Origin of the sequence: Pseudomonas trivialis, assembly GCF_036864995.1 — a bacterium.
GTDB classification, from domain to species: Bacteria; Pseudomonadota; Gammaproteobacteria; order Pseudomonadales; family Pseudomonadaceae; genus Aquipseudomonas; species Aquipseudomonas trivialis.
Window position 1 is genome coordinate 3,807,453 of the sequence record NZ_CP142151.1, and the last position, 13,071, is coordinate 3,820,523.

Annotated in this window: 7 protein-coding genes; 1 reads left to right on the forward strand and 6 read right to left on the reverse strand. The window is 60.9% G+C overall.

Going from position 1 to position 13,071, the window contains the following annotated elements; translation table 11 throughout:
• Positions 1–12 precede the first annotated feature (12 nt).
• Positions 13–4,344 (forward strand): glycosyltransferase, encoded by a 4,332-nt coding sequence (locus tag VRB54_RS16600; protein WP_338478040.1) that lies wholly within the window; start codon positions 13–15, stop codon positions 4,342–4,344.
• A gap of 258 nt (positions 4,345–4,602) precedes the next feature.
• Here VRB54_RS16600 and fliD read toward each other — a convergent pair whose 3' ends face one another.
• From fliD to flgK, 6 genes are all read right to left on the reverse strand, one after another.
• Positions 4,603–6,003 carry a flagellar filament capping protein FliD gene (fliD, locus tag VRB54_RS16605; protein ID WP_338478041.1) on the reverse strand — a complete coding sequence of 467 codons (1,401 nt, stop codon included), beginning with the start codon at positions 6,001–6,003 and terminating at the stop codon, positions 4,603–4,605.
• An 81-nt stretch (positions 6,004–6,084) separates the two neighbouring features.
• A complete protein-coding gene (locus tag VRB54_RS16610) occupies positions 6,085–6,435 on the reverse strand; it encodes a flagellar protein FlaG (protein WP_322214151.1) in 351 nt (116 codons plus the stop codon).
• Positions 6,436–6,510: 75 nt separating this feature from the next.
• The gene (locus VRB54_RS16615; RefSeq protein ID WP_338478042.1) at positions 6,511–7,932 is read right to left on the reverse strand and encodes a flagellin; all 1,422 of its coding nucleotides are present in this window, start codon (positions 7,930–7,932) and stop codon (positions 6,511–6,513) included.
• A gap of 265 nt (positions 7,933–8,197) precedes the next feature.
• Entirely contained in the window at positions 8,198–9,127 is a 930-nt protein-coding gene (locus VRB54_RS16620; RefSeq protein WP_231421576.1) for a ketoacyl-ACP synthase III, read from the reverse strand.
• Positions 9,128–9,406: 279 nt separating this feature from the next.
• Entirely contained in the window at positions 9,407–11,011 is a 1,605-nt protein-coding gene (locus VRB54_RS16625) for a flagellar hook-associated protein 3 (RefSeq protein ID WP_338478043.1), read from the reverse strand.
• A 14-nt stretch (positions 11,012–11,025) separates the two neighbouring features.
• Entirely contained in the window at positions 11,026–13,071 is a 2,046-nt protein-coding gene (flgK, locus tag VRB54_RS16630) for a flagellar hook-associated protein FlgK (protein ID WP_338478044.1), read from the reverse strand.

Here is a 13,071-nt window from a genome sequence, read left to right on the forward strand (position 1 = left end):
ACTGGTGTGAGCATGACAACTACTCCTTCAGCCACACACGTGCCGCTTGTCAGCATTGCGATACCGGCCTACAGCCCTCGATTCTTCGAGGCGGCATTGAGCAGTGCGCTGAATCAGCGCTACACCAATATCGAAGTGGTGATCACCGATGATTGTCGCGACGACGGCGTTCGCCTGATTACCGAACGCCTGGCTGCACAGTCGGCTGTGCCGGTGCGCTACCTGCACAACGAACAGCAGTTGGGCGGCATGCTCAACCTCAACCGCTGCATGCAGGAGTCCCAGGGCGAATACATCAAGTTTCTCAACGACGATGACGTGCTGCTGCCCGACTGCGTTTCGCGCATGGCGGCGGTACTCCAGGCGCGCGACGATATCGCGCTGGTCACTTCGCGACGCACGATAATCGATGCCCAGGGTGACGCGCAGCCGGATATCCTCGAAACGTGCGGCGTGTTCAGCGAAGACACCTGCCTGCACGGCGAAGACATCATTTCGCTGCTCTGCGACTGGCCGGTGAATTTCATCGGCGAACCCAGCACCGTGATGTTTCGCCGCGCGCAGTTGAGCGACAAACTGCCGCACATCTGTGCCCTTGGCGGCGTGGTGATCCGCGCCATCAACGACCTGGCGATGTTCGTGAACCTGCTGCAGCACGGTCACCTGGCGTTTCTGCATGAGCCGCTGTCGCTGTTTCGTCGGCACGCCGACCAGCGTCAGAATCAGCCCGACATGCAAGCGCTGTTCAAGCAGAGCCGCGCCGACTTCGTCGAGCAGATTCATGCGCTGGGGTTGTATCGCCCGCAGTTCCAGGCGCAGGTGCGCCGCAGGCCCCTGCCTGGCCCTCAGGCCTTCAGACTGTTTGCGTTGCGCGACGCTTACGCGGCCTCCAGTGCCGACGCCGCAGTCTCGGAGGTCTCGGCGGTCAGCGCCGAAACATGCGAATTGCTCGAGGTGCGGCGACCCGCTCTACCGGACAGCGAGCCACCCGTGGCGGTGGTCATCCATGCCTTCCACCCGGATGTGCTTCCGGACATCCTGCAACACCTGATTCAACTGCATGAACGCCTGCATCTCTACGTTACCTGCATGGCGGGGCGCGAAAATGAAGTACGCGATCATTTGGCGGGCACCGGCCTGGGTTATTCACTGTTCCGCGTACCCAACCATGGCCGCGACGTCTTGCCCTTTTTGAGCGTACTGCCATTTTTACGCGCCGATAATATTCACACCCTGGTCAAGCTGCATACCAAGCGCTCGGTGCACTTGGGCGTGAACAATTCCTGGGCCAGCGAACTGTTCGATGACCTGCTCGCTCCGGTGCGGTTTCGCCAGTCTGTGGAGTACCTGGCCAACCCGACGCACCACCCGCTGCTGGGCACGGAGCGCTACCGCCAGGCAGTGACCACCCATCTGGCTGAAAAAAACCGTATTCATCTATTCGCCCTGGCCGAGCGTGCCGGCCTTGAACCGCAGCACATCGACGAGGCTGACTTTTTTGCCGGCACCATGTTCTTCGTGCGCCTTGAAGCGCTGGCCCCTCTGGAGCGCATGCACCTGACACGCGCCGACTTCGAAACCGAAGCCGGCCAGCTTGACGGCACCCTTGCCCACGCATTCGAACGTTTTTTCGGCGTGCTGGGACATCTCGGCAAACAGCAGCGCAATCTCCACCTGTATCAGCGCTGGCTGGAAACCCGGCAACTGGCGGCCAGCGAATTCGAAGGCTTGCCGGCGCGGCTGGCAAGCTGGCCGCAGCAACCGGGCGTATTGCTGGTGGTGACCGATACCAGCGGCGACATCGCCGCCTTGCGCGCCACCCTGGACAGCATCGACCGCCAGCTCTACCAGGCGGCAGCCATCGCCGTACTGTCCAATGCCGAGCCCACCGGGATAACCCCGGCCGACAATCTGGTGTGGCTGCCGCTGGCAGAGTCCTGGCCGAGCCAGCTCAATGAACTGCTGCAAGGCATCCAGGCCGACTGGTGCTACCTGCTGCGCGGCGGCGACCAACTCGACCCCCATGCCCTGCTGCTGCTGGCCGAGGGGATCGCGCTGAATCCCGGCATCAGTGCCTGTTACAGCGACGAGGATTCGATCACCGCCTCGGGCTGCCAGGACCCGGTCTTCAAGCCGGACCTCAACCTCGACCTGTTGCGCAGTTACCCGTATGTGGGCCGCGCCCTGGCGTTCAGCCGCGACGCCGCCTTGCAGGCCGATGGCTTCGACCCTGCCTTCACGGAACTTGCGCCCCACGACCTGCTCTTGCGGCTGATCGAGGCCCACGGGCTGGGCTGCGTCGGCCACATCGCCGAAGTGCTGGTGCACCAGGCCATCAACTTCGGCCAGTGGCTGGGTGAAGCCCAGGTTATCGCCCACTCCGCTGCGGTCGTCGAGTCGCACCTGCAGCGCCTGGGCGTGGCGCACGAATTGCGCACCGGGCCCCTGCCGATGGTGCACCGCGTGGTCTATCAGCACCCCGCAAAGCCGTTGGTGTCGATCATCATCCCCACCAAAGACCAGTTGCCTATGCTGATGCGCTGCATAGAAAGCCTGATGGAGAAAACCCGCTACACCCATTACGAACTGCTCATCGTCGATAACAACAGCCAAACCGCCGAAGCCCGCGAATGGTTCGCCGGCATGGAGCGCCTGAACGATGCCAAGGTGCGCATCCTGCGCTACCCACACCCGTTCAACTATTCGGCCATCAACAACTTCGCCGCCAGTCGCGCCCGTGGCGAGTACCTGGTGCTGCTCAACAACGACACCGCCGTCATCGACGGTGATTGGCTGGACGCCCTGCTCCATCACGCCCAGCGACCGGAAGTCGGCATCGTCGGCGCCAAACTGCTGTTCCCCAGCGGCACGGTGCAGCACGCAGGCGTGGTCCTCGGCTTGCGCGGCGTGGCCGATCACGGCTTCATCGACAGCCCGATGCTGTCCAACGGCTACCTGCACCGCCTGCAGATCGATCAGAACTACAGCGCCGTAACAGCAGCCTGCCTGATGATCCGCACCGAGCTGTATCGTCAGGTGAAAGGAATGGACGAGACCGGCCTGGGGGTTTCCTACAACGATGTGGACCTGTGCCTGAAAGTCGGCCAGGCCGGGCAACTGGTGGTCTGGACGCCTTACTCGATACTGATGCATGAAGCCAATGTGAGTCAGAACAAGGTCGACAAGACCAGCCAGGACGCCAAACGCGAGCGCTTCAAGCGCGAACAGGCGGTGATGTACCAGCGCTGGCTGCCGCAGCTGGCGAACGACCCTGCCTACAATCGCAACCTGACCCTGGAAGGCGGCGGCTTCGCTTACGAATGCAACAGCGATGTGGCCTGGCGGCCATTCGCCAGCCGCACGCTGCCTTATGCTCTGTGCTATCCCGGCGATTCCTTCGGCAGCGGGCATTATCGAGTGCGCCAACCCCTCGCTGCCCTGCAGGCCGCCAGACTGATCGACGGCGAAGTGAGCGACTTGCTGCTGCAACCGGTGGCGTTGGAGCGCCTGGCGCCGGACACGATCATCTTCCAGCGCCAGTTCACCAAAACCCAACTGGAAGTCATCCAGAATGCCCGTTCGCTGTCCAAAGCCTTCAAGGTGTACGAGCTGGACGACTACATCCTCGATGTGCCCAAGGGCAACCTGACCCGCTCGCTGTTTCCCAAAGACACCGCCAAGCGCCTGAAAAAGGCCGTTGCCCTGTGCGATCGACTGGTGGTGTCGACCCAACCGCTGGCCAATGCGCTCAAAGGCTACAACGCCGACATTCGCGTGATGGAGAACCGCCTGCCCGCCCAGTGGTGGAGCGGGCTGACGAGCCTGCGCCAGCAGGGGCGCAAGCCGCGGGTGGGCTGGGCCGGCGGTTCGAGTCACGGCGCCGACCTGCAGGTGATTGCCGAGGTGGTTCGCGAACTGGCCGGCGAGGTGGAATGGGTGTTCATGGGCATGTGCCCACCGGCACTGCGTCCCTACGTCCACGAGTTCCACGGTGGCGTGAATATCGACCAATACCCGGCACGCCTGGCTGCCCTGAACCTGGACCTGGCGCTGGCGCCGCTGGAAGACAATTTTTTCAACGCCTGCAAAAGCAACCTGCGGCTGCTGGAATACGGCGCCTGCGCCCTGCCGGTGATCTGCTCGGACATCCTGTGTTATCGCGGTGATCTTCCGGTGACGCGGGTCAAGAACCGCTCCAGGGACTGGATTGCCGCCATTCGCGAACACCTGGCCGAACCAGACGCCAGTGCCGCAGCTGGCGACGCCTTGCACAGCGTGATACTGGACAAGTGGATGCTCAGGGAAGACAACCTGCTGGCATGGCGAGAGGCGTGGCTGCCCTGACGTGTGCATGAGGACCGCTTAAACCCCAGCAGTGGAGCTTTTTGTGGCGAGCGGGCTTGCCCCGCGTTGGGGTGCGAAGCGCCCCCACTCAAGGAAAACGCGGTGTACCTGATACTCCGCAGCGTCTGGTCTTGGGGGCTGCTGCGCAGCCCAACGCGGGGCAAGCCCGCTCGCCACAAAAAGCCTGCTCGCCACAGGCAGTCTGCGCGGCATAAAAAAGCCCGGGTCAAAGACCCGGGCTTTTTGCCAATCAGTCAATCAGTCGTTTTTCTGGTTGTTCAGCGCGTTGAGCGTACCCAACACGTTGTTGCTCTGCTGGCGCAACTGGGCCACCAGGGAATCCATCGCCGCGTACTTGTTGGTCAGCGTGGTCTGGTAGGCATCGATCCGCTGGTCGAGTGCAGACTGTTGCTTGGCCAGGTCCTTTAGGCTATCGGACAACGAGGTGGAACGCGTCGCCAGGATACCGGTGGTCGGTTTGGCGTAGGAATCGGTCGCCGTGGTCAAGCGCGCCAGCAAGCCGTCCTTGCCCGTGAAGATGCTGCTGAGGTCCGCAGCATTGGTCTTCATCGCGTTGTCCCACTGCTTGTCGTCGATCGACAGCAGGCCGGTGGTCTGGTCGGTTTCGACGCCGAACTGGGCCAGGGATCTCAATGCACCGTTGCCCGACATCGTGTTGAACTCGTTGCGAATCGCCGATTGCAGCGTGCGCATGGTCGAGTCACCGGTCAATGTCGCCGCCACGGGGTCGCCCGCCGCACTTTTGGTCACCGCCGTTTCTGCGGTCATCGCCTTGAGCAGCGCGTTGTAGGTGTCGACGAAGCCCTTGACGCCGGATTTGAGTGCGGTGGTGCTGGTACTGACGGAGATGGTCAGGGCCGTACGCACAGGATTATCACTCTTGTCTCCCGCAGTCGCCAGCGGCGACACCGTCAGCAACTTGATGCTGACCCCACTCACCGCCTCGGTAATGTTGTTGGTCTTCGATTCGGCGGCAATGCCATCAATGGTGTACTTGGCATTCTGCGGCGGGTTGACCACGGTGTAGCCGGTGTCGACACCCGAGTTGCCGGACATGGTCAAGTCCGTGCCCACACCGCCATTGGTCGAGGTCAGGATCAACCGCGAACCGTTGGAGTCGGTGAGAATGTTGGCACTGAGGCCCGCGGTGCCGAACTGCGAGTTGATCGAGTCACGTACCTGCTGCAGGGTCGCGCCGGGCGCCACGCTAACGTCAAAGTTCTTGCCTGACTGCGAAATGGTCAGCGTGGTCGCCGTGGTGCCCTTGTTGATCACGCTCGATGCGCCACCGGCAAAGTTGGCGCTGCTTAGCTTCGAAGGCTGGGCCAGCTGCGACACCACCAGCGAAAACGAGCCGTTGGAAGCGCCTGTCCCTGCGGTCATGGTGGCGACTTTTTCATCCGAGGACGTACCGACCAGGCCACTGAAGCTGTTGTCGGTACCCTGGGTCTTGAGCGCGCCACGGAACGCATCCAAGGCTGCCTGAATCTTTCCGATGGACGAAAGTTGAGTGGTCGCTTTCTGCGATTGCGTGTTGATCTGAAGCTGTTTCGGTGCTTTTTCAGCATTTACCAGCGACGTAATGATCGAGCTGGTATCGATACCAGAACCCACACCACTAACTGTTGTACTCGCCATCATCTTGCTCCTAATTCGGTAGTTGCCGTTTTCTTGACGAGCAACCCATCAAGACATCACCGCAACAAGTTTCATGCCAGCTCAGACCTTTTCGTCGAACAGCACGTGACTCGCATTTGCCAGGTTTTGCGCCAGCTTCAAGGCTGTTTCCGAGGGAATCTGGCGAATCACCTCGCCACTGTCGGTGGCGATGACCTTGACCACAACCCGGTGGGTTGAATCGTCAATCGAAAAATCCAGTTTGCGCTGGGCCGCTTGTACGAATTCTCGAATATCGGTAACCGCTTGTTCCAGGTCAGCCCGTTCCGGCTTGCCGGCGATCGGCGCGATGGCCTCGACCTTGGTCTTGTCCTTGTCCGCAACGAGTGCGGTCGGTGCGCTTTGAGGTGCAACCGGTGGATAAGACGAGGCTAGCTTTACACTCATGTCCATGTCCAATCTCCTCTAAAACCGAAACGACGAAAGGGCACGTAAACGCACCCTTCCGTCAGTCACCAAGCGCGGTTATTACTGAAGCAGCTTCAGTACAGCGGATGGCAGTTGGTTGACCTGCGACAGGATCGCGGTAGCGGCCGATTGCAGAGTTTGTTGCTTGGTCAACTCGGCTGTTTCAGCAGCGAAGTCGGTGTCTTGTACAGTCGAACGTGCAGCGGTGGAGTTCTTCTGAATGTTGGTCAGGTTGTCTACGGTAGTGGTCAGACGGTTCTGAACAGCACCCAGGCCCGAACGTACGCTGTCGATGCCGCCGATAGCCTTGTCGATCACTGCCACTGCGGCCTGTGCGTTGAAGGCACTGGTCACGTCGGTTTGAGCGATGGTGGTTTTGGCGGACGCTGCGGCAGTACCGGTAGCAGCGAACAGACCGGTTACACCGGCACCGTTCAGTGCATAGCCCTTGGACGAGTCCAGGTTCACGGAACCGGTAGCGGTCAGGCCGTTAGCCAGGGCCGCGGCGGTGCCGTAGTTGCCGGAACCATCTTTGGTGGCGACGGTGATCGAGCCGGCTGCGGTGGCAGCGCTGAATGCCAGGTTTTCACCGGAGTCGGATTTGACCGACAGGGTGCCTTTGGTTTCGTCGAAGTTGACGCTGATGCCGAGCTTGGCGGAGTTGGACTTCAACTGGTCAGCCAGGCTGGCAGTATCGGTCACGCCGGTGAACGTTGTAGCTTGGCCACCGATGGTCAAGGTGAACGAAGCCGGAGTCGTTTTGGCAGCAGCGCCGACGACGAACTGAGCTTCAGTGCTGGCAGTAGCCGACAGGCCGCCTACAGCGCCGTTCAGTTGGCTGGCGATGGTTTTGGCCGAAGCACCTGCCGCAACTGTGACGCTGGCAGTCTGGCCGTTACCGGTGATGCCGATCGCACCGCCTGCTACGCCGCTGGTGCTAGGGGTGATACCAACGCTTTTAACCTGCTGCGAACCGATATTGTTGGCGGCTACGTTGTCCAGGCTCAGGTTGATGGTTTCGTTAGCGTTGGCGCCAACCTGAATGGCTTTGGTGCCGTACGAACCGTCGAGCAGCTTCTGGCCACCGAAAGTAGTGGTTTGCGAGATACGGGTCAGTTCCGAAGTCAGCGCCTGGTATTCTTCGTTGTTCGAAGTACGGTCAGCGTCGCTCAGGGAGCCGGTAGCCGAGGACAGAGCCAGGGTACGCATCTTTTGCAGAATGTCGGTCGAAGCCTGCATTGCGCCTTCAGCGGTCTGCGCGATGGAGATACCATCGTTGGCGTTCTTGACAGCTTGGCCCAGGCCATTGATCTGGCTGGTCAGACGGTTGGAGATCTGAAGGCCGGAAGCGTTGTCTTTAGCACTGTTGATGCTCAGACCAGTGGACAGACGCTGCATGGAGGTCTGCAGCGAGTTGGCTGCTTTGCCAAGGCCGTTCTGGGTAGTGATGGAAGCAATGTTGGTGTTTACTGTTAAAGCCATGACGAAATCCTCGATGGTGGTTTACTGCGGCTTCCGGCCCTGGCAACCGCCGGGTGTGCCTGAGAACCTTCGTAATAGTTATCGTCGTGTGAGCCGGTTGCTTGAGTGTTTTTTTGAATATTTTTAATAGCCCCGTGCCACCCCTTGCAATTCAAGGGTTTACGCGGGCCTGAAACCCCGTAATCGCGGGTTTTTCTGGCGCCAAATAAAAAACGCCGATGATCTCTCGATCATCGGCGTCTTGTGTGGCAGCTATATTAAGGTGTCACGGGCGATACAGAATCGCCGAACCCCACGACAGGCCCACACCGAACCCGCTGATTGCCACGCGTTTCCAGGTGGCGTCCATCACGTGTTTTTCCAGCAACAACGGGATACTAGACGACACGGTGTTGCCGGTCTCGACCATGTCCTTGATGAACTTGTCCACCGGTGCATCTTCAAAACGCCGCGCCACCGCGTCGACGATGGCCGCACTGCCCTGGTGGATGCAGAACGCGTCAATCTCATCGGCCTTGAGGTCTGATTCGTTGAGCAACTCGTGCAGATGGGCCGGCACCTTGAGCAAGGCAAAGTTGAAGACCTGACGGCCGTTCATGAAGAACACGCCGTCACTGACCTTGAGGTGCGGCGCGCCGGAACCGTCGGTGCCGAACTTCGACTTGCCGAGCAGCCACGGCGCGTCTTCGCCCATCCAGGTGGCAGTGGCGGCATCGCCGAACAGCATGGTGGTGTTGCGGTCTTCGGGGTCGACGATTTTCGAATACGGGTCGGCGGTGATCAGCAGGCCGTTTTTCAGGCCGGCGGCTTCCATGAAGCCTTTCATCGCGTAGATGCCGTAGACGTAGCCGGAGCAGCCCAGGGAAATATCGAAGGCGGCCACATGAGTCGGCAGGCCGAGTTTGTCCTGCACGATGGCAGCGGTATGGGGCAAACCCTCTTCGTCGCCGTTCTGGGTGACGACGATCAGCGCGTCGATCGACTCGCGCTTCAACTCCGGGTTGTTGGCAAACAACGCGTTGACCGCCTCGACACACAGATCGGAGGTTTCCTGCGTAGCTTCCTTGCGCGGCAGGAACGCCGACCCGATCTTGCCAATGATGAATTCTTCATCCTTGGCGAATTTGGCACCCTGGGCGTAGTTATCGATCCCGTCTGCGGGCACGTAACTGGCGATGCTTTTTATGCCAATCATTGTGGCTTCCCAATACCGAATAGCTGGAGAACACCCCCGGGACTGCGCCTGGAGTGCTGACAATAAGAGGGGGTAACCCCGTAAAATCTCGCTGAAAGCCGCGCCGCAGGGTGTGCTGGGCGACTTATCCTTTTCACACGATACAGTGAAGATGCGCCTTATGACTCACAGGTCACTCAATTTTCTGCGTTTTGTGCAAAACCCTTCAACAATTAAGCCGCGAAAACGACGACGGCCCACTCCGTTTTCGGAGTGAGCCGTCGGTTCGCAACGCAAGCCTTACATCTTGTTGAACAGGCTCAACTGCGAGATCTTCACGAACGCCAATTGCGAAGCCTGCAGCATGGTTTGCTGCAAGGTCAGGTTGATCGCCGCCTGCGCGGTGTCGATGTTGCCCAGATCGCTCATGGTGCTGGTGTTGGCCAGGCCAATGCTGGCGTTCTCACTGGCCTGGGTATCCAGGGCATTCTGCCGCGCGCCGATGGAGCCGCGCACCACATCGATCTGGGTACTGGAGTTGGTGAAGTTGCTGATCGCGGCAGACAGCGCGTCCTTGAGCTTGACCGTCGCCGCCGGGCTGCCGTCGGCCGGCAGCTCAAGCGCCTGGCGCAGTTGGCTCAGGGTATCGAGCGCGTTCTGGGTCTTCTGGGTAGCGGCGCCCACCGCAAACTGGTCACCGCTCTGCGGCGTGCCGCTGACGTCGAACGTCACCCCGGCCGCAACGACGGTGGTGCCGCCGCCGGTATCGCCGGTGGCGATGGATTTACTGTCGGCCGTGTACGGCTGGGCATACACCTGATACGCGGTGGCGCTGGTGAACTTGATCACCGCACCGCTGTTGGCCGGGAACGTGCTGGCATACGAGGCCTGGTTGGTCACGCGGGCATTGCTCAACTGCGCCGTCGAGGGGTTGCTGGCGGTGCGTGACACGCTGAAAGTGTCCGGCTTGGCTTCCAGGCTGAACGAGCGATCCTTGACCACGGCATCGGAGTTGGGCCCCGACGCGACGTCACCCAGGTTGAAGTTGATGTCGAATTTCACGCCACGCAAGTTGACGCTGGAGCTGCCTTCCTTGGTGGAATCGAACGTACCGTTACCGGGGATCTGCGAGGTGATGTCAACGCCGTTCTTGTCGACCACGGTGTACTGGGTACTGCTACTGAAGGTCAGCTTGTAGGGCTGGCCGTCGGCGAATTTATTGGTGTAGTCGATGCCATTGGTGACGAGCCCGGCCGACAACGCCACTTTATTGTCATTGGCTACCGGCTGGGTGGCCGGTGGCACCACGGCCGGCGCAATCCAGGTGGCCTGGGTGCGACTGGAGTTGACCGCGCCTTCCAGAATGTTCTTGCCGGTGTCACCGGCGCTGATGCTCAGGGTGTCGGACACCTGCAGGCTGAGCGGGGTTTCGTCGCCCTGATAGTTGTAGGTGCCGTCGCTGTTACGGCTGTAGGGCGGCGTATCGGTCTTGGAACCGGAAAACAGGTAGTTGCCCGACGAGTCCTTGCTGTTGAGCAGGCCCAGCACTTGATCTTCGATGGCACCGACTTCACTGGCCACCGAACGGCGGTCCGCATCGCTGAGGGAGCCGCCTGCACGCAGCGCCAGTTCACTGGCACGGCCCAAGGCCAGGTTGATCGACTGCAGCACGCTTTCTTCGTTGGTCAGGGAGTTTTTCAGGCTGGTGACGTTGGTGTTGAACTGGCCCAGCATGTCTTTCTGCTGCTGCAGCATCAACAGGCGCGCCGCCGCCACCGGGTCATCGGCGGCTGTCTGCACGCGTACGCCCGTGGAGGCCTGATCCTGAGCCTGTACCAGGCTTGAATAGTTGGTCTGGTACTTGGCGGCAGTGGTATCGAAATACTGCTGTGTGGAAATGCGCATTGTCCCAGGCTCCCTTAAAGACTATTGATCAGCGTACTGAAGGTTTCTTGCGCCGCCTTGATGATCTGCGACGACGCGGTGTAGTACTGCTGAAACTTGATCATGTCGCCCGCTTCTTCATCCAGGTTGACCTGGGATACCGAGTTGCGCGCGTCCTGGTTGGCCTTGAGCAGTGCGCCCGTGGCCGTGGTGTCGGTGTTGCCCGAGGCGGCCTTGGCCCCGACGGTGGACACCAGTCGACTGTTCGCGCCGACCAGGCTCACGCCGCCGCCGCTGCCGTCACTCAGCCCCACCGTGACTTTGGTCTGCAGGTCGAGCAGCGCCTGGGCGTTGCGGTTGTCGGACTTGCCCGTCGCATTGAACGAGAACGTGGTGCTGTCGCCATTGGCGGGCGAGCCGGCGACAGTGGTATCGAACTTGAAGCTCTTGACCGGCACCAGCACGGCACCACTGGCATCGCGCATCGGCACGTCAACCGTGATCTTGTTGGTCTGGCCCGGGATGATGGTGCCGGTGCCAATCGAATTGCCCTGGGCATCGTTGAGCGTGTAGCTCTGGGTGCCATCGGCGGCCGGCTTGCCGAACACCATTTTTACCGGCATCGAGCTTTCGATCCCTGTACGCAATTGAGCAGTGTCGGCGCCGCCGTGGATGTCAATCGGCACGGTCAGGGTCGGCGGAGTGAAGGTGCCGGTGCCCTGGTTGGTCTTGCTGCCCTCGCCCAGCAACGGCGCGGCGAACGCGACTTTATTGGCGTCGGTCAGCTGGGTGCCGATGGTGGTCGCGCCATTGGCGGTAGGGCTGACCTTGAAACTGTCACCGGCGGCCATGGGGCCCTTGCCATCCAGTGCCAGGGTGAAGCCGTCGATCACCGGCGGCGGCGTGGTGGTGGTGTCGAACGCACCCATCGCCTTGCCGTCGGAACGCAGCACGGTATAAGTGCTGCCGCTGGTGAAGCTGACCTTGTAGTCGTAGGTCGACAGCTTGCTGGTGTCCTTGATCGTGACATTCAGGTTGCCGGAGCCGGCACTGTTGCCCGCCGCCCCCTGGCTGCGCTGCGCAATGGCGGCGGCGCTGTTGATGTCCTTGAACAACGACGCACCAAAGTCACCGTTCAGGTCCAGGCCCTGGCCCAGCTGGCTGTTGACGGTGTCGGCGGTAGCCAGCGCGATACGCCCCAGGTCGTTGATGGTGGGCGTCAGCACATCGCTGCGGTAACGCAACAGGCCACCGATGCTGCCACCGCTGAGTACATTGCCCAGGTCGATGGCGGTACTGCCACCGGCATTGAGCTGGATGGTGTACTGGGTCGGGTCGCTTTTGCTCGGCACTGCCGAAATGCTGTTGGACTGGTCGCCCAGCACCAGGGACTGGCCACTGCCGGTACTGACGCTGAACACGCCGTTCTTCTCGCCGGTGGTGACGCCCACCAACTCATTGAGCGAACGCACCGCCTCGTTGCGCGCATCCAGCAGGTTGGCCGGCGCACTCATGTTGGAGCCCTGCGCCTGGGTGATCTGCTTGTTGAGCGAGGCGATGGAGGAGGTCAACTGGTTGACCTGATCACTCATGGTGCTCAGTTGACCGTTGATCGACTCTTTTTGCTGGGTCAACTGGCTGGAAATCGCATTGAAGCGGTTGCTCAGGGTCTGCGCGCTGGTCAGCAGCACCTGGCGGGCGGACACGTCGCTGGGGTTGGTCGCCGAGGTCTGCACAGCGGCAAAGAACCCACTCAGCACCGAAGACATGCCGGTGGTCTTGTCCGACAGGGTCTTGTCGATGGCGCTGGCCTGGCCCGAATAAGCCTTGGCGTCGTTATTGAGCGCCGTGCTGTTCTGGTAAGCCGCGTCGAGAAATTCGTTGTACACCCGGCGCACGTCGGCCAGGGTGGTGCCGGTACCGACGAACAGGCCACCGTAAGGGTTGGCCGCGCTGGCGTTCTGCGTGGTCTGCTGACGCGAATAGCCCGAGGTATTGGCGTTGGCGATGTTGTTACTCAAGACTGACAACGACCCTTGAGCGGCGTTGAGCCCCGACATCCCGATACTGAGCAAACTCAT